Origin of the sequence: Mycobacterium sp. 20KCMC460, from assembly GCF_022179425.1 — a bacterium.
GTDB lineage: Bacteria > Actinomycetota > Actinomycetes > Mycobacteriales > Mycobacteriaceae > Mycobacterium > Mycobacterium kiyosense.
On record NZ_AP025524.1, the window covers coordinates 2,383,567 to 2,402,351 of the forward strand.

19 protein-coding genes are annotated in these 18,785 nt (G+C 67.8%); 14 read left to right on the forward strand and 5 right to left on the reverse strand.

Annotation, left to right across the window (positions count from 1 at the left end):
- Window positions 1-1,254: an acyl-CoA dehydrogenase family protein gene (locus MKCMC460_RS11180; protein WP_236976480.1), complete on the forward strand. Its 1,254-nt coding sequence runs from the start codon at window positions 1-3 to the stop codon at window positions 1,252-1,254.
- Window positions 1,255-1,336: 82 nt separating this feature from the next.
- Here the strand turns inward: MKCMC460_RS11180 and mntR are convergent, their stop codons facing one another.
- Entirely contained in the window at window positions 1,337-2,026 is a 690-nt protein-coding gene (mntR, locus tag MKCMC460_RS11185; protein ID WP_236976479.1) for a manganese-binding transcriptional regulator MntR, read from the reverse strand.
- Window positions 2,027-2,108: 82 nt separating this feature from the next.
- Between mntR and MKCMC460_RS11190 the strand changes: the two genes are divergently transcribed.
- The 6 genes from MKCMC460_RS11190 to MKCMC460_RS11215 all read left to right on the forward strand — a co-directional run bounded on the left by MKCMC460_RS11190 (window position 2,109) and on the right by MKCMC460_RS11215 (window position 8,965).
- Window positions 2,109-3,077 (forward strand): bifunctional riboflavin kinase/FAD synthetase, encoded by a 969-nt coding sequence (locus MKCMC460_RS11190; RefSeq protein ID WP_236976478.1) that lies wholly within the window; start codon window positions 2,109-2,111, stop codon window positions 3,075-3,077.
- 138 nt (window positions 3,078-3,215) lie between these two features.
- Window positions 3,216-3,485, forward strand: a complete 270-nt coding sequence (gene rpsO / locus MKCMC460_RS11195) for a 30S ribosomal protein S15 (RefSeq protein WP_180917911.1) — start codon at window positions 3,216-3,218, stop codon at window positions 3,483-3,485.
- A 20-nt stretch (window positions 3,486-3,505) separates the two neighbouring features.
- Window positions 3,506-4,027: a hypothetical protein gene (locus MKCMC460_RS11200; protein WP_370653164.1), complete on the forward strand. Its 522-nt coding sequence runs from the start codon at window positions 3,506-3,508 to the stop codon at window positions 4,025-4,027.
- Between the two features lie 324 nt (window positions 4,028-4,351).
- Window positions 4,352-6,604, forward strand: a complete 2,253-nt coding sequence (locus MKCMC460_RS11205; protein ID WP_236976477.1) for a polyribonucleotide nucleotidyltransferase — start codon at window positions 4,352-4,354, stop codon at window positions 6,602-6,604.
- Window positions 6,605-6,612: 8 nt separating this feature from the next.
- Complete coding sequence (locus MKCMC460_RS11210) at window positions 6,613-7,932, forward strand: pitrilysin family protein (protein ID WP_236976476.1); 1,320 nt, start codon at window positions 6,613-6,615, stop codon at window positions 7,930-7,932.
- Between the two features lie 4 nt (window positions 7,933-7,936).
- Window positions 7,937-8,965 (forward strand): nitronate monooxygenase, encoded by a 1,029-nt coding sequence (locus tag MKCMC460_RS11215; protein WP_236976475.1) that lies wholly within the window; start codon window positions 7,937-7,939, stop codon window positions 8,963-8,965.
- Between the two features lie 22 nt (window positions 8,966-8,987).
- On the opposite strand, the gene ald is transcribed toward MKCMC460_RS11215, so the two are convergent.
- Window positions 8,988-10,103, reverse strand: a complete 1,116-nt coding sequence (gene ald, locus MKCMC460_RS11220; protein ID WP_236976474.1) for an alanine dehydrogenase — start codon at window positions 10,101-10,103, stop codon at window positions 8,988-8,990.
- Between the two features lie 138 nt (window positions 10,104-10,241).
- Here ald and MKCMC460_RS11225 point away from each other — a divergent pair, with 138 nt between their 5' ends.
- The 4 genes from MKCMC460_RS11225 (at window position 10,242) to MKCMC460_RS11240 (ending at window position 13,780) form a co-directional block, all read left to right on the forward strand.
- Complete coding sequence (locus tag MKCMC460_RS11225) at window positions 10,242-10,706, forward strand: SRPBCC family protein (protein ID WP_236976473.1); 465 nt, start codon at window positions 10,242-10,244, stop codon at window positions 10,704-10,706.
- Window positions 10,707-10,810: 104 nt separating this feature from the next.
- Window positions 10,811-11,722: a metal-dependent hydrolase gene (locus MKCMC460_RS11230; protein WP_236976472.1), complete on the forward strand. Its 912-nt coding sequence runs from the start codon at window positions 10,811-10,813 to the stop codon at window positions 11,720-11,722.
- 16 nt (window positions 11,723-11,738) lie between these two features.
- Complete coding sequence (locus MKCMC460_RS11235; RefSeq protein WP_289624926.1) at window positions 11,739-12,701, forward strand: alpha/beta fold hydrolase; 963 nt, start codon at window positions 11,739-11,741, stop codon at window positions 12,699-12,701.
- Complete coding sequence (locus tag MKCMC460_RS11240; protein ID WP_236976471.1) at window positions 12,698-13,780, forward strand: PDR/VanB family oxidoreductase; 1,083 nt, start codon at window positions 12,698-12,700, stop codon at window positions 13,778-13,780. The genes MKCMC460_RS11235 and MKCMC460_RS11240 overlap by 4 nt, the downstream gene beginning before the upstream one ends.
- 27 nt (window positions 13,781-13,807) lie before the next feature.
- Here the strand turns inward: MKCMC460_RS11240 and MKCMC460_RS11245 are convergent, their stop codons facing one another.
- The 3 genes from MKCMC460_RS11245 to MKCMC460_RS11255 form a co-directional block, all read right to left on the reverse strand.
- Window positions 13,808-14,959, reverse strand: a complete 1,152-nt coding sequence (locus tag MKCMC460_RS11245; RefSeq protein WP_236976470.1) for an epoxide hydrolase family protein — start codon at window positions 14,957-14,959, stop codon at window positions 13,808-13,810.
- Complete coding sequence (locus tag MKCMC460_RS11250; protein ID WP_236976469.1) at window positions 14,956-15,477, reverse strand: GNAT family N-acetyltransferase; 522 nt, start codon at window positions 15,475-15,477, stop codon at window positions 14,956-14,958. Before MKCMC460_RS11250 ends, MKCMC460_RS11245 begins: the two co-directional genes overlap by 4 nt.
- An 86-nt stretch (window positions 15,478-15,563) precedes the next feature.
- Window positions 15,564-16,937 carry an HNH endonuclease signature motif containing protein gene (locus MKCMC460_RS11255; RefSeq protein WP_238305709.1) on the reverse strand — a complete coding sequence of 458 codons (1,374 nt, stop codon included), beginning with the start codon at window positions 16,935-16,937 and terminating at the stop codon, window positions 15,564-15,566.
- Between the two features lie 162 nt (window positions 16,938-17,099).
- Between MKCMC460_RS11255 and dapB the strand changes: the two genes are divergently transcribed.
- The 3 genes from dapB to MKCMC460_RS11270 are packed head-to-tail and all read left to right on the forward strand — an operon-like array spanning window position 17,100 to window position 18,750.
- On the forward strand, window positions 17,100-17,837 hold the full coding sequence (gene dapB / locus MKCMC460_RS11260; protein ID WP_238305710.1) for a 4-hydroxy-tetrahydrodipicolinate reductase: 738 nt from the start codon (window positions 17,100-17,102) through the stop codon (window positions 17,835-17,837).
- Entirely contained in the window at window positions 17,834-18,298 is a 465-nt protein-coding gene (locus tag MKCMC460_RS11265; RefSeq protein ID WP_236976466.1) for a hypothetical protein, read from the forward strand. The genes dapB and MKCMC460_RS11265 overlap by 4 nt, the downstream gene beginning before the upstream one ends.
- Window positions 18,295-18,750: a flavodoxin family protein gene (locus tag MKCMC460_RS11270; protein WP_238305713.1), complete on the forward strand. Its 456-nt coding sequence runs from the start codon at window positions 18,295-18,297 to the stop codon at window positions 18,748-18,750. The genes MKCMC460_RS11265 and MKCMC460_RS11270 overlap by 4 nt, the downstream gene beginning before the upstream one ends.
- The last annotated feature ends 35 nt before the right edge of the window (window positions 18,751-18,785 follow it).

Genomic DNA, 18,785 nt, shown 5'->3' on the forward strand with positions numbered 1-18,785 from the left:
ATGTTCGAGTGGTCCGAAACCGACCTGATGGTGCGCGACACCGTGCGCCAGTTCATCGACAAGGAGATCCGGCCGAATCTCGACGCGCTGGAGACCGGTGAGCTATCGCCGTACCCGATCGCGCGAAAGTTGTTCAGCCAGTTCGGCCTTGACGCGCTGGCCGCCGAGTCGGTGAAGAAGATGCTGGAACGCGAGCGCGCCAAGCAGAACGGCGAGCAGCTCGAAAAGGGCGGCGGCTCAGACGCGCTCGGCGGCATGGGAGGCGCGCAGGGGTCGATGGCGGCGGTGCTGATCTCCGAACTCGCCGGGGTCAGCATCGGGTTGCTCTCCACCGCGTCGGTGAGCCTGGGCCTGGGCGCGGCTACCATCATGAGCCGCGGCACCCTGGCGCAGAAGGAACGCTGGCTGCCCGACCTGATGACGCTGAAAAAGATTGCGGCGTGGGCGATCACCGAACCCGACTCAGGCTCGGATGCGTTCGGCGGGATGAAGACCTACGTCAAGCGCGACGGGCAGGACTATATCCTCAACGGGCAGAAGACGTTCATCACCAACGGCCCCTACGCCGACGTGCTGGTCGTCTACGCCAAGCTGGACGAGGGCGACCCTTCGATAGCGAAGCGGAACCGCCCGGTGCTGGTCTTCGTCCTCGACGCCGGCATGGAGGGCCTGACTCAGGGCAAGCCGTTCAAGAAGATGGGCATGATGTCGTCGCCGACGGGCGAGTTGTTCTTCGACAACGTCCGGCTGAGCCCGGACCGGCTGCTCGGGGAGAACGAGCAGCACGACGACGGCGACGGCCGCGACAGCGCCCGCGCCAACTTCTCCACCGAACGCATCGGCATCGCGATGATGGCACTGGGCATCATCAACGAATGTCACCGGCTCAGTGTGGATTACGCGAAGAGTCGCACCCTGTGGGGCAAGAACATCGGGCAGTTCCAGCTGATCCAGCTGAAGCTGGCCAAGATGGAGATCGCCCGAATGAACGTGCAGAACATGGTATTTCACACCATCGAGCGTCAACAGGCCGGTAAACCGCTGACGTTGGCCGAGGCGTCGGCGATCAAGCTGTACTCCTCGGAGGCGGCCACCGATGTCGCGATGGAGGCGGTGCAATTGTTCGGCGGCAACGGCTATATGGCCGAATATCGGGTGGAACAGCTTGCCCGCGACGCGAAGTCGCTGATGATCTACGCCGGCAGCAACGAGGTGCAGGTGACGCACATCGCCAAGGGGTTGCTGAGCAACTAGCCGCGCGAGCGTAACGAAGCCGCGAAACTCGCCCCGCCGCCGATCGCGGCCCCGCCGCCCTCGGACCGGGCTTTGAGCAGAGTCAGGCAACCACCCAGATCGCGCACGCCGCCGGGCTGCCCAGGTCCACCGTCGTCGCGCCGTCGTCCGACTCGACCGCCACCGAGACCATCCCGGCGAACTCGCGTCGGGTCAGCACCCGCAGCCGCGAGTCCAGGTTGATCCCGACGCTGTCGAAATACCGCAGCATCTGCGGGTCGGCGTCGGAGATGCGCGCCACCGTCCCGGTGTCGCCGTCGCCGCAGTCCCACAGTTGCCGCGCCGGCGGTGTCGGGACCTGACCGTCGGTGGCCGGAATGGGGTCGCCGTGCGGGTCGCGCTGCGGGAATCCGAGCTTGGCGTCGATGCGGGCCATCAGCCGATCGGACACCGCGTGCTCGAGCACCTCGGCCTCGTCGTGCACCTCGTCCCAGCCGTAGCCGAGTTCGTTGACCAGAAAGGTTTCCAACAGCCGGTGCCGGCGCACCATCGCTAGCGCCGCGCGCCGGCCGGATTCGGTCAGGGTGACCGCGCCGTACTTGGCGTGATCGACCAGGCCCTGCTCGGCGAGCTTGCGGATGGACTCCGAGGCGGTGCTGGCCGACACCCCGAGCTTCTCGGCCAGCATCTTGGTGCTGACCCTTTCCCGGGACCATTCCTGGGCAGTCCAGATGACTTTCAGATAGTCCTGGGCAACCGCGGTGAGTCCACCAGGCTCGTCGTCCGCCCTCACATGCCAAATCTTAGGCAACCCACGCCTAATCCGTTGCCCTGAGATTGCCGGGACGCCAAGCGGGACGATTAGGCTTGCGGTCGTGCAGCGGTGGCGCGGCCAGGACGAGATCCCAACTGACTGGGGTCGATGCGTGCTGACCATAGGGGTTTTCGACGGTGTGCACCGTGGGCACGCCGAGTTGATCGCGCATGCGGTGAAAGCGGCCCGCGCCCGCGGAGTGCCGTCGGTGCTGATGACATTCGACCCGCACCCGATGGAGGTCGTGTATCCGGGCAGTCATCCGGCGCAACTGACCACGCTGACCCGGCGTGCGGAGCTCGTCGAGGAACTCGGTATCGACGTCTTCCTGGTGATGCCGTTCACCACCGACTTCATGAAGCTCACCCCCGAGCGGTACGTGCATGAGCTGCTGGTGGAGAACCTGCACGTGGTGGAAGTCGTGGTGGGCGAGAACTTCACCTTCGGCAAGAAGGCGGCCGGCAACGTCGAGACGCTGCGCCGGGCCGGCGAGCGGTTCGGTTTCGCGGTGGAGTCGATGTCGCTGCTGTCCGAACATCACAGCAACGAGAACGTGACCTTCTCGTCCACCTATATCCGGTCCTGCGTGGACGCCGGCGACGTGATGGCGGCCACCGAAGCGCTGGGTCGTCCGCACCGCGTCGAGGGAGTGGTGGTCCGCGGTTACGGCAGAGGCTCCGAGCTGGGCTATCCCACCGCGAACGTGGCGCCGCCGATGTATTCGGCCATTCCCGCTGACGGTGTGTACGCCGCCTGGTTCACCGTGCTGGGGCACGGGCCGTCGACCGGCACGGTGATCCCGGGGGAGCGATACCAGAGTGCGGTGTCGGTCGGCACCAACCCGACGTTCTCCGGGCGCACCCGCACTGTCGAGGCTTTCGTCCTGGACACCGAGGCCGACCTCTACGGCCAGCATGTGGCGCTGGACTTCGTCGCCCGAATCCGCGGCCAGCAGCGGTTCGACTCGATCGACGAGCTGGTCGCCGAGATCGCCGGCGACACCGAGTGCACCCGCAAGCTGCTGAGCTGACGGGTCTCGTCCAGCCTGCACGCGCGGAACCGGACCTGATAACCCTGCTAAACTGCCCGACGACATCGGCGTGTGCTGCGGTTCGCGGTGGCCGCGCCGGAAAATCCTGATCGCGGACCTATTGATGGAGATGTTTTCGTGGCGCTTACCGCCGAGCAGAAAAAAGAAATTCTGAAGTCCTACGGGCTGCACGAGACCGATACCGGGTCTCCGGAGGCGCAGATCGCGCTGCTGACCAAGCGGATCGCGGACCTGACCGAGCACCTGAAGGTGCACAAGCACGACCACCACTCGCGTCGTGGCCTGTTGCTGCTGGTGGGCCGGCGTAAGCGCCTGGTGAAGTACCTGACCCAGATCGACGTGGAGCGCTACCGCTCGCTGATCGAACGGCTCGGTCTGCGCCGCTGACCCTGGGCGCTCTGCGCGCCCTGATCACCGGGGCCGTCCTGGCCACGATCGGCGGCGCATTGACGGGATGTTCGGTGCGGCCCAGCGGGCCCGACCTCGCCGACGTCAAAGTGGGGGACTGTCTCAAACTCGCCGGCACACCCGACCGCCCGCAGGCGACCAAGGCAACGTGCGGCAGTCCTGAGTCCAATTTCAAGGTCGTCGCCCTGGTCAAGGGTGGTGACCGGGCGAAATGTCCGACCGACGTCGACTCGTCCTACTCCACGCACAACGCGCTCAGCGGCTCGGACTCCACCCTGTGCCTGGACGTCGACTGGGTGATCGGCGGTTGCATGAGCGTGGACCCGCACCACACCGTCGATCCGGTCCGCGTCGACTGCGGCGACAGCGCGGCACCGCATCGGCAGCGTGCCACCGAGATCCTCACCGACCTCGACCCCCCGGTCGGGGTCGACCAGTGCGGCAGCGGTTTGGGCTACACCTACGCGCAGCGGCGGTTCGCCGTGTGTGTCGAAAATGTCAACGCCGGACCCCGGACCTGACCCCCCGACCTAGAGGTTTGCTCAATCCGCCGCGTAGGCCGGTGTAGAGTGAGGGCGTTCTGGGCCCCTTAGGCCCGGACGACATGGTGCGGTTCACGCAGATCCGCGGGTTCCGTTCCAGCGAGTCACCACGCATTCGCCAGAGCTGCTCAGTCTGCATCGGGCGGTCTTCGGTAGTGGCTGCCGGGCTCCCCGGATCTGGGGCAGGTCGGCCGCTTCGATCGATGGCCGTAGCCGCATCCGGACTTCGCTGGTTCTAGAAGGGCGCCTTCGCGCGTGACGACGCGAAACAGCTGAATAAACCAGAGAGGCCGCACCGACGTCATGTCTGCGACTGAAATTGAAGAAGGCGTTTTCGAGGCAACCGCCACCATCGACAACGGGAGCTTCGGCACCCGCACCATCCGCTTCGAGACGGGCCGCCTGGCCCAGCAGGCCGCCGGCGCGGTGGTCGCTTACCTCGACGAAGAGAACATGCTGCTGTCGGCGACCACCGCCAGCAAGAACCCCAAGGAACATTTCGACTTCTTCCCGTTGACGGTCGACGTCGAAGAGCGGATGTACGCCGCCGGCCGCATCCCCGGCTCGTTCTTCCGCCGTGAGGGCCGCCCGTCCACCGACGCGATCCTGACCTGCCGGCTCATCGACCGGCCGCTGCGTCCGTCGTTCGTCGACGGCCTGCGCAACGAGATCCAGGTCGTGGTGACGATCCTGAGCCTGGACCCCAACGACCTGTACGACGTGCTGGCGATCAACGCCGCGTCGGCTTCCACCCAGATCAGCGGCCTGCCGTTCTCCGGCCCCATCGGCGGGGTGCGGGTCGCCCTGATCGACGGCACATGGGTCGCGTTCCCCACCGTGGAGCAGCTCGAGGGCGCCGTGTTCGACATGGTGGTGGCCGGCCGCGTAGTCGGCGGTGACGCCGAAAAGGACGTGGCGATCATGATGGTGGAGGCCGAGGCCACCGACAAGGTCATCGAACTGGTCGAAGGTGGCGCGCAGGCGCCGACGGAGACCGTGGTCGCCGAGGGCCTGGAGGCCGCCAAGCCGTTCATCGCCACGCTGTGCGCCGCGCAGCAGGAACTGGCCGACGCAGCCGCGAAGCCCACCGGCGACTTCCCGGTCTTCCCGCCTTACGAGGAAGACGTGTACTACTCAGTGGCCACCGTGGCCACCGACGAGCTGGCCGCCGCGCTCAGTATCGGCGGCAAGGCCGAGCGGGACGCGCGCACCGACGAGATCAAGGCCCAGGTGCTCGAGCGGCTGGCCGGCACGTACGAGGGCCGCGAGAAAGAGATCAGCGCCGCGTTCCGGTCGCTGACCAAGAAGCTGGTCCGCCAGCGCATCCTGACCGACCACTTCCGCATCGACGGCCGCGGGATCACCGACATCCGTGCGCTGTCGGCCGAGGTCGCAGTGGTGCCCCGGGCGCACGGCAGCGCGTTGTTCGAGCGCGGGGAAACCCAGATCCTGGGGGTGACCACCCTGGACATGGTGAAGATGGCCCAGCAGATCGACTCGCTGGGGCCGGAAACCTCCAAGCGGTACATGCACCACTACAACTTCCCGCCGTTCTCCACCGGTGAGACGGGCCGCGTCGGTTCGCCCAAGCGGCGCGAGATCGGCCACGGCGCGCTCGCCGAGCGGGCGCTGATCCCGGTGCTGCCCCCGGTCGAGGAGTTCCCCTACGCGATTCGCCAGGTGTCCGAGGCGTTGGGCTCCAACGGCTCGACGTCGATGGGATCGGTGTGCGCGTCCACCCTGGCGCTGCTCAACGCCGGTGTGCCGCTGAAGGCGCCGGTGGCCGGCATCGCGATGGGCCTGGTCTCCGACGAGGTGGACGGCGAAACCCGGTACGTCACCCTGACCGACATCCTGGGTGCCGAGGACGCGTTCGGCGACATGGACTTCAAGTGCGCCGGCACCAAGGACTTCGTCACCGCGCTGCAGCTGGACACCAAGCTGGACGGCATTCCCTCGCAGGTGCTGGCGTCCGCGCTGGCCCAGGCCAAGGACGCCCGGGTGACCATCCTCGAGGTGATGGCCGAGGCCATCGACGGCCCCGACGAGATGAGCCCGTTCGCGCCCCGGGTGACCACCATCAAGGTCCCGGTGGACAAGATCGGCGAGGTCATCGGGCCCAAGGGCAAGGTCATCAACGCCATCACCGAGGAGACCGGGGCGCAGATCTCCATCGAGGACGACGGCACCGTGTTCGTCGGCGCCACCGACGGCCCGTCCGCGCAGGCGGCGATCGACCGGATCAACGCGATCGCCAACCCGCAGCTGCCGACCGTGGGGGAGCGGTTCCTCGGAACCGTGGTCAAGACCACCGATTTCGGCGCGTTCGTGTCGCTGCTGCCCGGCCGCGACGGCCTGGTCCACATCTCCAAGCTGGGCCGCGGCAAGCGCATCGCGAAGGTCGAGGACGTGGTCAACGTCGGCGACAAGCTGCGCGTGGAGATCGCCGACATCGACAAGCGCGGCAAGATCTCGCTGGTCCTGGTGGCCGAAGACGACGCGGCGGCCCCCGCCGAGGCCGCGCCGGCCGAGCCCGCCGCGACGGCCGGCAGCTGATCTGACGGGTGGCAACCAACGCTGAGCCCGCCGGGGCGCTCCGACCTGGCGGCGTGCGTCGTAGCACGCTGCCAGGCGGCCTGCGGGTGGTCACCGAACACCTGCCCGCCGTGCGTTCCGCGTCGGTCGGCGTCTGGGTCGGCGTCGGGTCCCGCGACGAAGGCGCCACAGTGGCCGGGGCGGCGCACTTCCTCGAGCATCTGCTGTTCAAGTCGACGCCGACGCGTACTGCCGTCGACATCGCCCAGGCGGTGGACGCCGTCGGCGGCGAGCTCAACGCCTTCACCGCCAAAGAGCACACCTGTTATTACGCGCATGTGCTGGACAGTGACCTGGAGCTGGCCGTTGACCTGGTTGCCGACGTGGTGCTCAACGGCCGCTGCGCGGTCGAGGACGTCGAACTGGAACGCGACGTGGTGCTCGAGGAGATCGCGATGCGCGACGACGACCCCGAGGACGCGCTGACCGACACGTTCATGACGGCGCTGTTCGGCGACCATCCGGTGGGCCGGCCGGTGATCGGCAGCGCGCAGTCGGTGTCGGCGATGACGCGCTCGCAGTTGCATTCGTTCCACGTGCGCCGCTACACCCCGGAGCGGATGGTGGTGGCCGTCGCCGGCAACGTCGAGCACGACGAAGTGGTGCGCCTGGTGCGCGAGCACTTCGGATCGCGGCTGGTTCGCGGGCGCCGCCCGGCGGCTCCGCGCAAGGGTGCCGGCCGGGTCAACGGTCGTCCCACCTTGCTGCTGAGCAACCGCGACGCCGAGCAGACCCATCTGTCGCTCGGCCTGCGTACCCCCGGCCGCGGCTGGCAGCACCGCTGGGCGCTGGCGGTGTTGCACACCGCGCTTGGCGGGGGGCTCAGTTCCCGGCTGTTCCAGGAGATCCGCGAGACCCGCGGGCTGGCGTACTCGGTGTATTCGGCGCTGGACCTGTTCGCCGACAGCGGGGCACTGTCGGTGTACGCCGCGTGTCTGCCGGAGCGCTTCGCCGACGTCATGAAGGTGACCAGCGCGGTGCTGGAATCGGTTGCGCGAGATGGGATCACCGAATCCGAGTGCCGGATCGCCAAGGGGTCGCTGCGGGGCGGTCTGGTGCTGGGTCTGGAGGATTCCGGGTCCCGGATGAGCCGGATCGGCCGCAGCGAGCTCAACTACGGTGCGCACCGCAGCATCGAGCACACCCTGAGGCAGATCGACAGGGTCACTCTCGACGAGGTCAACGCGGTGGCGCGGCGCCTGCTCGGCAATCCCTACGGCGCCGCGGTGGTGGGCCCGTACCGGTCGAAACGCTCGCTGCCACAACAACTTCGCGCGATGGTAGGTTAGCCCGGTGGTATTGGGCTTCTGGGATATCGCGGCGCCCATCGTGGGTGCGCCGATGGCCGGTGGCCCGGGGACCCCGGCGCTGGCCGCCGCGGTGTCGAATGCCGGTGGGCTGGGTTTCGTCGCGGGCGGCTACCTGAGTGCGGACCAGTTCGCCGCCGATATCGCTGCCGCGCGTGCGGCCACCACCGGGCCGATCGGGGCCAACCTGTTCGTGCCCCAGCCCAGCGTCGCCGACTGGCTGCAATTGGAGTACTACGCCGAAGAACTCGAAGAGGTGGCCGACCATTACCACGTCGAAGTCGGGCACCCGGTGCACGGTGACGACGACGACTGGGAACGCAAGCTCGACGTGGTGGCCGACGTGCGCCCGGAGATGGTGTCGTTCACCTTCGGGGCGCCGCCGCCTGACGTGGTCCGGCGGCTCAGTGCGCTGGGACTGTTGGTGTCGGTGACGGTGACGTCGGTCTACGAGGCCGGGGTGGCGGTCGCGGCGGGTGCGGACAACCTGGTGGTGCAGGGTCCGGCCGCGGGTGGGCATCGCGGCACGTTCGCCCCCGACATGGAGCCGGGTGCCGAGTCGCTGCATCAGCTGCTCGACAAGATCGGCAGCGCGTATGACGTGCCGTTGATCGCGGCGGGCGGGCTGGGCACCGTCGAGCAGATCGCGGCGGTGTTGCGCCGAGGCGCGGTCGCCGCGCAGGTCGGCACCGCGCTGCTGCTCGCCGACGAGGCCGGCACCAATCCGGCGCACCGGGTTGCGCTGAAGAATCCACTGTTCGACGCCACCGTGGTCACCCGGGCGTTCTCCGGCCGCTATGCGCGCGGGCTGGCCAACAACTTCACCCGGTTGCTTGATCACGTTGCCCCACTTGGCTATCCCGAGGTCAACCAGATGACCAAGCCGATCCGGGCGGCGGCGGTTGAGCAGGAGGACCCGCACGGCACCAACCTGTGGGCCGGGGAGGCCTACCGGGAGGCGCAGGCGGGTCCGGCAGCCGACATCGTCACGGCCTTGGCGCCCTACATCCGGTAGGGCACCCACACGGCAGGCCGGGTCAGTTCAGCAGGCTGGCCGGGTCGGTGAACGGCAGGTCGAGGTCGTGGGCCACGTGGTCGGCCAGCAGCGCCCCAGCGTGCGTCGAAAGGCCTTTGGCCAGAGCGGGATCCGAGCGGCAGGCCGCACGCCAGCCCTGGTCGGCGAGTTTGAGCAGGTACGGCATGGTGGCGTTCGTCAGCGCATACGTCGACGTCTTGGGAACCGCGCTGGGCATGTTGGCCACGCAGTAGAACAGGGTGTCGTGCACCGCGAACGTCGGTTCGTCGTGGGTGGTGGGCCGCGAGTCCTCGAAGCAGCCACCCTGGTCGATCGAGATGTCCACCAGCACCGCACCCGGCTTCATCTGTGCGACAAGAGAATTCGGAATCAAACTGGGCGCCTTCGCGCCGGGCACCAGCACCGCCCCGATCACCAGGTCGGCACGTTTGACCGCGCCCACCAGCTCGTAGGTCGACGAGTAGCGGGTGCCGATGCGACCGGCGAACTCCGCGTCCAACAGCCGCAGTTTGCCGAGGCTGACGTCGAGAACCATGACCGAAGCGCCCATGCCGCTGGCGACTCGGGCCGCGTTGTATCCGGCGGTGCCGCCGCCGATCACGACGACGTCGGCCGGCTTCACCCCGGGCACCCCGCCCATCAGGGCGCCGCGACCGCCCTGGGTCCGCATCAGGTGATACGAGCCGACCTGCGCGGAGAGCCGGCCGGCGACCTCGCTCATCGGGGCCAGCAACGGCAGTGCACCGTCGGCGGTCTGCACCGTCTCGTAGGCGATAGACGTTGCGCCCGAAGCCAATAGCGCATCGGTGCACGAACGGGAGGCGGCCAGATGCAGGTAGGTGAACAGGATCTGTCCGGAACGCAGGTAGCCGTATTCGGCCGGCAGCGGCTCTTTGACCTTGAGCACCAGTTCGGCCTCGGCCCAGACCTGCTCGGCGGTGTCGGTCAGCTGCGCGCCGGCCGCCTTGAACTTTTCGTCGGCGATGGCCGACCCTTCTCCCGCGCCGGCCTGGACCAGCACCTCGTGGCCCCGTTGGGTCAGGGTGGCCACGCCGGCGGGGGTGATGGCGACCCGGAATTCGTTGTTCTTGGTCTCGGTCGGGATTCCTACACGCATGTTCGGGCCTCCTGCCGAGTTCGGTTCCGGGGATACTTCGATTGTCAGAAAATTCCGCGGTCAGCGCTATTCGGGGCATCGGCGCGGCGCTGATCGGCGCCCGGGTTTGTCCGCTGAGGTGCTGGTTATGATTTTTCGATGACCGCGCCTTCCGCCACCGCCACCGTGCAGATCGACGCGAGCCCCGAGGCGGTGTACGGCTTGATCACCGACCTGCCGACGCTGGCTTCGCTGGCCGAGGAAGCCGTGAAGATGGAGCTGCGCAAGGGTGCGGCCGTCACCGAGGGTGCGGTGTTCGTCGGTCACAACGAGAACGGCGGCAAGCGCTGGACCACCAAGTGCACGGTCACCGATGCCGATCCCGGCCGTGCTTTCGCGTTCGACGTGCGTGCCGCGATGCTTCCGATCGCCCGCTGGAAATACGACATCGAGGCCGCCGCGGACGGCGGCTGCCGGGTGACCGAGAGCACCTGGGATCAGCGTCCCGGGTGGTTCCGCAAGGTCGCCGGGCTGCTCACCGGCGTCCCAGATCGCGACGCGGAAAACGCCAAGAACATCGGGCTCACGTTGCAGCGGCTCAAGCAGCGCGCCGAACAAAGGTAGTACCGCGGGTATCGCATACTCCCGCGCTTCAGTAAACTACCTGGCGGTTCGGTAGACGCGAGGCGCGAGGCGCGGGGCACGAGGCGCGATGCAAGGGGGCCTTGATGAGCACAGTCGACGACAGGGCGGTGGGTCCGCATTCGTCGGACACTGCCGATCATGAGCGGCTCGTTCTCGAAGCGCGCAACGTCGACTTCGACTGGACGAAGCTGCCGTTTCACTACGTGCCCAACGAGCCGCTGGCCACCCACGTGCTCAACGTCCTGCACCTGCTGCTGCCGGCCGGCGAGGAGTTCTTCGTCGAGGTGTTCAAGAAGACGCTGCCGCTGATCAGAGACGACCAGCTGCGCTTGGACGTCCAGGGTTTCATCGGCCAGGAGTCCATGCACTCCCAGGCGCACTCCGGGGTGCTCGCCCACTTCGACGCCCAGGGCATCGACGTGACGCCGTTCACCGACCAGGTCCGGTGGCTGTTTCAGACTCTGCTGGGGGAGAAGCCGTGGCGCAGCACCCGGCGGCAGCACAGTTGGCTGCTCGAACAGGTGGCGATGATCGCGGCGATCGAGCACTACACCGCCGTGCTGGGCGAATGGGTGCTGGACTCGCCGGCTCTGGACGCCGCGGGCGCCGACCCGGTGATGCTGGACATGCTGCGCTGGCACGGGGCCGAGGAAGTCGAGCACAAGGCGGTCGCGTTCGACACGATGAAGCACCTGCGGGCCGGTTACTGGCGACAGGTGCGGGCGCAGCTGGTGGTGGGGCCGGTGTTGCTGCTGTTGTGGATTCGCGGGGTGCGGTTCATGTTCTCCGTCGACCCGTACGTGCCGCCGGGCAGCAGGGCGAGCTGGCGCGGCTACCTGCGGGCGGCCCGCCGCGGACTGGTGCCCGGCCCGCTCCGGCTGATCCGCGTCGTAGGGTCCTACTATCGGCCGAACTTCCACCCCTCGGAGCTGGGTGGGCTGCAGCGGGCTGTCGACTACCTGGCGGTGTCACCGGCGGCCCGGGCGTCGCACTGACCATGAGGACGGTCTGATGACGACGATCCGCGCCTCCGACGGTGTCTGCCTGGCAGTGCACCGCTACGGCGAATCGGACCCGAAGCTGCCGACGGTGCTGGCGGTGCACGGCTACCCCGACAACCACCGGATCTGGGATGGCGTGGCCCGGCAGCTGGCCGGTCGGTGCAACGTGTTCGCCTACGACGTTCGCGGCGCTGGTGAATCCTCTTGTCCAACAAGCAGGTCCGGGTACCGGCTGACGCAGTTGGTGTCCGACATGGGCGCGGTGATCGACAGTCTGGACGCTGACCGGGTACATCTGCTGGGGCACGACTGGGGTTCGGTGCAAGGCTGGGCGGCGATCACCGACGCTTCGCTGGCCGGCCGGATCGCCTCGTTCACGTCGATCTCGGGTCCGCACCTGCCGTATGCGGGCAGGTTCGTGCGTTCGGCGCGCACGCCGCGGGCCGCGCTGTCGGTCGCCCGGCAGGTGTTGTGCTCGGCGTATCTCGCGTTCCTGCTGTGCCCGGGGGTGCCGGAGCTGGCTTTCCGGTCCGGAATCGCAGTGAAAGTCGTTGCGGCGCTGGAACGTATCGGGCAGTCAGGCGGTATCCGCGGCCATGCGCCGCGCGGGATCGCCGACTACGTCAACGGATTGGAGCTCTACCGGGCCAATCTGCCCGGGCCCCTGCTGTCGCCCGGTCCGGCGCCGGCGCAGACCCCGGTCGCGGTCCAGGTGCTGGTGCCACGGAAAGACATCTTCATCACTCCCGCGCTGCAGCGGTACCTCGGCGCCATTCCGCGGCGCGGCAGGGTCGTTCCGGTCGAGGGCGGGCACTGGGCGGTGACGTCGCACCCCCGGGAGATCGCCCGTCTGACCGCTGACTGGGTCGACCAGGTGTCGGCCGGGTTCGAGCCGTCAGACGAGGCGGCGAACGAGGCCGCGGATACGGCCGGGAATGCGGCCACGGATGTCGCCGCGGACCTTCCGAAATGACCGAGCCGCAGAGCATTTGGGCCAGCAGGCCGCCCGACCTGTACGGCCGGCGGGATCGGGACCGGTTCCTGACGGCGCTGTGCGGTCTGCGTTCGATGATCGGCGGGTTGTCGGCGGCGTCGCGGTGGACCCCGTCGCGGGTGCGGCCGGTGCGGCGTACCCACCACGCGACTGTCGTGGGACGTGAACTCGTCGCGCCCGACGTGGTGGCCCTCACCCTCGCCGATCCGCATGGCGGGTTGCTGCCGTCGTGGACGCCAGGCGGGCATATCGACGTGCAGCTGCCGTCCGGTCGGCGCCGGCAGTATTCGCTGTGCGGACCGCCGGGCCGGCGCACCGAGTACCGCATCGCGGTGCGGCGCATCGCCGACGGCGGCGGCGGTTCCATCGAAATGCACGAGGCCTACGACGTCGGTGACACCTTGGTGTTCGAAGGCCCGCGCAACGCGTTCTATCTGGGCTCGGCCGAGGGTGAGGTGCAGTTCGTGATCGGCGGCATCGGTGTCACGCCGATCCTGCCGATGCTGCGGGTGGCCGCGCAGCGCGGAACCGATTGGCGCGCAATCTATGCCGGGCGCAGCCGGGAGTACATGCCCTTTCTCGACGAGGTGCTGGCCGTTGCGCCGGAGCGGGTGACGGTGTGGGCCGACGACGAGCGCGGCGGCACCGCATCTGTCGAGGAGCTGTTGGCCGGGGCCGGTCCGGCGACGGCGGTGTACGTCTGCGGGCCCGCCGCCATGCTCGAAGCGGTGCGGGTGGCCCGCGACGGGTACGCCGACGCGCCGCTGCACTACGAGCGGTTCAGTCCGCCGCCGGTGGTGGACGGGACACCCTTCGAACTGGAACTCGCGCGATCCCGCGAAGTGGTGTCCGTTCCGGCGAATCGCTCTGCGCTGCAGGTGATGCTGGACCGCGACCCCACCACCCCCTACTCCTGCCGGCAGGGCTTCTGCGGCACCTGCAGGGTCAAAGTGCTTGCCGGACAAGTCGATCACCGCGGCCGCGCCGCCGAGGCCGACGGCGAAATGCTGGTGTGCGTGTCGCGGTCCGCCGGCGGCCGGATCGTCATAGACGCCTAACAGACCCCGCGCGTAGCAGACCCGCGCCTAGAACACCCCCGCGTCGGTCAGGACATCGGCGTACGTCGCAAGGTCAGCGGCGAACAGCGCGGGCTGTTCGAAGGCGGCGAAGTGGCCGCCGCGGTCCTGCACCGAGTAGTGAACGAGGTTGTAGCGCGCCTCGGCCCAGGCCCGTGGCGTCTGCATCAGCTCGAAGGGGTACACGGCGTATCCGGTGGGCACGTCGACGCGACCGGTCCAGTCGTCCAGCGCGCTGGTGCCGGCGCGCGCCGCTTCGCAGTAGAGTCGCGCGGCCGAGGTCGCGGTGTTCGTGAGCCAGTAGAACATCAGGTTGTCGATCAGCCGATCCATGCTGATCGGCATGCCCTCCCGGGTGTCACACCAGGCGTGAAACTTCTCGAGAATCCAACCCGCCAAGCCCAGCGGTGAGTCGTCGAGCCCGAAACCCAGCGAATGCGGGCGCGTCGACTGCAATTGCAGGTAGGCGGTGCCGTCCTTGGTTCGTTCGCTACTGGCCACGAGTGCGGCGAGTTCGGATTCGGTGATGCGCGACAACAGTTCCTGATCGCTCTGGTCCGGCGGCGCGAACAGCATGTTGGTGTGAATCGCGGCCACGCGGTGCGCGTAGTGCTCACCGAGATAGCGGGTCACCAGCGCGCCCCAGTCGCCGCCCTGGGCCACGTAACGTTGGTAGCCCAGCTGGCCCATCACGTCGTCGACCGCCGCGGCGATGCGGGCTACGTCGACTCCCCGTTCGCGGGTGGGCCCGGAGAACCCGTAGCCGGGCATCGATACGGCCACCACATGAAAGCGCTTCCGCAGCAACGGAAGCACGTCGAGGAACTCGACGACCGAGCCCGGCCAGCCGTGCGTGATCGCCAGCGGAACGGCTTGCGGATGATCCGATTTCGCATGCAGAAAATGCACGTGTTGACCTGCCGCTTCGGTGCGGAAGGAGCCGGCGGCATTGACCTCGGCCTCGGTGGCCCGCCAGTCGTAGCGGTGCAGCCAATGCTCGACCACTTTTCTCAGGAACGTCTGCTCGGTGCCGTAATCCCAGCCGGCCCCGTCGATTTCGGCCGGCCAGCGCGCCGCGCTGAGGCGCCGACGCAGGTCGTCGAGGTCTGCTTCCGGGACGTCGAGAACGTAGGGTTGCACGCGAATGTGGTCCGCGGTCATGTCCGCGCCGATCGATACAGCCGGTAACCCACATGCGGCACGCTCACGCCGGGCAGTGGTTTCCAGCTGAACGTGCGGTCGTCCACATCGAACCCCTTCTTTTCGTAGAAATCTCGTGCCTTGCGGTTCTTCTCGGCGCACCACAGGATCATGTCGTTGTCCGGATACTGCTCGAGCGCCTTGCCCAGCAGTTCGCTCCCGACACCGGCGCGTTGACTTTTCTCCACCACATAGAGCGCGTCGATCTGAATGAGGTTGGGATTGGACAGGTCTGGGCCGAGGAGCATCATCCCGAGCAGTTGGCCCCTGGACTCGGCCATCCACATGCCCCAACCACCACGCTTCAGGGTCGTCGGATAGGAGGTCTCGACCCAGATCTTGGGGGTGACGATCATGTCCAGCACGTGCGGGGCGACGATGCCGTCCCACGACTGCCGCCACACCGGGTAGTGCATCGCCGCTACCCGCGCGTAGTCCTTCGGCTTGGCTTCGCGGATCCGGATCTCGCTGGATCTCACGTGGGCACCTCCGTTGGCTGCGGCTGGCATGGTCGATCACCCAGCCTAGAGCTGTGCTCCGGGGCCGGGGTGTTGTTGTGGGGTGCTCACGGTCCGGCGCGTTCGTCGTCGTTGTCGCGCAGCATCCGTTCCGGATGGTGATAGGAGTTGGTGCGAGGCTGGTTGCGGTCGAGGTGGGAGGGCGGTGTCCAGGCGGTGCGATTATCGCGCCGTTTGCTGGTTGTCCAGCCGCGGTTGAGCAGTTTGTGGTTGGGTCCGCAGGTCAGGGTCATCCTGTCGACGTCGGTGCGGCCGCCGGCGGCCCATTCGTCGATGTGGTGGACCTCGCATTTGTCGGCGGGGACGTCGCAGCCGGGGAAGGTGCAGCCGCGCTCGGCGGCGAACAGGGTCAGCCGTTGGTCGGCGGTGGCGATGCGCCGGCTGCGGCCCAGGTAGAGCGGCCGGTTGGAGTGGTCGTCGAAAACGGCGAGGTAGTGCAACGCTTTGCGGCTCATCCGGATTAGATCGCGCATGGGCAGTTGGACCCCGGAGGCGGTGATGCCGTGCCCGGCGGCGTCGGTGAGTTCGCGCAGCGTGGTGGAGACCACGACGGTCACGGGCAGTCCGTGGTGCTGGCCCAGGGCGGGATCGCCCAGCTGGCGTGCCACCAGGTAATTCAGGGCGTCGTGCTGGCGTTGGCGGGGGGTGCGGGTGTCGGCGGCGGCGGCCTGCTCGGTGGGCTCGGCGTCCACACACGGGTTTGTATCGGCAGGATTGGCCATCCCGGGGGCGGCGAATTTGGCCAGCCACGCATCGAAGTTGGCCCTCAGTTCCGGGGTGGCGATCAGGGTGCCTTCGCTCATCCCGTCGGCGCCTTGCGGTTTCCAGGTGAAGCCGCGCTTGCGGGCACGATCGTGCTCGGAGAACTCGCCGTCGGGATTGAGGTGGCAGGCCATCCGCTTGGCCAGCTTGTCGAGTTGGTCGGGACGCAGCTGCCTGGCCTGGGACGCCAAGGTTTCCTCGGCTTCTTCGACGACGTCGGAGGGAAGATCTTGAGGCAGCTCATCGACGAACTTCTGAATCACCTTCAAGTGTTCAGCATCGAGCATGCCGTTGCGCCACTGTTGGGCGGTGGCGGGCAGTACGGGCGGCAACTGCTCGCCGGTCATCGTGACCCGAGGGGCCAGCTGCGCGGCGTCGCGGATGCGGCGGCGGGCTTCGGCGTAGCTGAGGCGACACCAGTCGGCGATGACTTGGTGGGGCGCGCCGCCGAGCCTGGAGATTTCCTCCTGGGCCAGGGTGTAGATGATGTCGTGGCTGGTCACCGCCTGACGCCGGCGCGAGGTTTCCAACCGCTCCAAAGCGCGCAACCGGACCACCGGGTCCAAAGCGGCGAAGTCGAGCTCGCGCAGCGCGGCGACGGCGGCGTCGAGGGCCTCCAAGCGGGCCGCGACGTCGGCCGGAGCAGCGATCGCACACATGTTCGAATTCTATCGCGAAATCGGTAAGCGGCGGTCGGGCGCGAGCCGACACTGTGGATAAACCGCCAACTGTGAATAAGTCGATCATTCGGTCCGGGCCCGCTTGCGGGCGACGCATACCGACCGGTCCCAGCCAAGATCGCGAACAGTAGGCTGCAAGCCATGCGGGTAGGCGTGCTGGGGTCCAAGGGCAAGGTCGGCGCGACGATGGTGGGTGCCGTCGAGGCGGCCGACGATCTGACGCTGTCGGCCGCGGTAGACGCGGGCGACGAGCTGAGCCTGCTGACCGAGGGTGGCACGCAGGTCGTCATCGACTTCACCCATCCCGATGTCGTGATGGACAATCTGAAGTTCCTGATAGACAACGGAATTCATGCCGTCGTGGGGACGACGGGTTTCACCAGCGAGCGCCTGGAGCAGGTGCAGGAGTGGCTTGCCGCCAAGCCCGGCACCTGCGTGCTCATCGCGCCGAACTTCGCCATCGGAGCGGTGCTGTCGATGCATTTCGCCAAGCAGGCCGCCCCGTATTTCGACTCGGTGGAGGTCATCGAGTTGCATCACCCGCACAAGGCCGACGCGCCTTCGGGTACCGCCACGCGCACCGCCAAGCTGATCGCCGAAGCGCGAAAAGACTTGCCCCCCAACCCGGACGCCACCAGCACCAGCCTGCCCGGGGCACGCGGTGCCGACGTCGACGGCATTCCGGTGCATGCGGTGCGGCTGGCCGGGCTGGTCGCCCATCAAGAGATCCTGTTCGGCACCGAGGGTGAGACGCTGACCATTCGCCACGACAGCCTGGATCGCACGTCCTTCGTGCCCGGCGTCCTGTTGGCGGTACGCCGCATCACCGAACGCCCCGGCCTGACCATCGGCATTGAGCCCCTGCTCGACCTGCAATGACGGACGCCGCACGCACGGTGCGCACCCAGGCGCTCATCGCCTTCATGTGCGTCGCGATGCTGGCCTACTTCGTGTTGCTCGGCCGCGCCGCGTTGATAATGATCGGTTCGGGGCGCCCCGCCGCCGTGGCTCTGGGGGTTGCGGTGCTGGTGATGCCGTTCCTGGGGCTCTGGGCGATGGTCGCCACCCTGCGCGCCGGCTTCACGCACCAGAAGCTGGCCCGGCTGATCGCCGAGGACGAAATGGAACTCGACGTCAGTGCGCTACCGCGACGAGCATCCGGTCGCATCCAACGCGACGCCGCGGACGCGCTGTTCGCCTCGGTGCGAACAGAGTTGGAAGAAGATCCGGACAACTGGCGTCGCTGGTACCGCCTGGCGCGCGCCTACGACTATGCGGGGGACCGCAGGCGGGCCCGCGAGGCGATGAAAACGGCCGTTCAGATGCAGGCACACCAATGACGAAGACACTCTTGGTGATTCATCACACGCCGTCGCCGCACTGCCAGGAGATGTTCGAAGCGGTCATCGCCGGGGCCACCGACCCCGACATCGAGGGTGTGGAAGTCTGCCGACGGCCCGCCCTCACCGTCTCGCCGGTCGAGATGCTGGAAGCCGACGGGTATGTGCTGGGCACCCCGGCCAACCTGGGTTACGTATCGGGCGCTCTCAAGCATGCCTTCGACCAAAGCTATTACCAGATAATGGATTCGACGCGTGGGCGGCCCTTCGGGTTGTGGCTGCACGGGAATGAGGGCACCGAGGGAGCCGTGCGTGCCGTGGACGGGATCACCGCCGGGCTCGGTTGGGTCAAGGCGACCGATTACGTCGTTGTCTCGGGAAAGCCGACCAAGGCCGACCTCGAGGCGTGCTGGAACCTCGGAGCCACGGTCGCAGCGACGCTGATGGATTGACTCCGCGGCCACAGCAGCTTGAGGCGTTGATATGG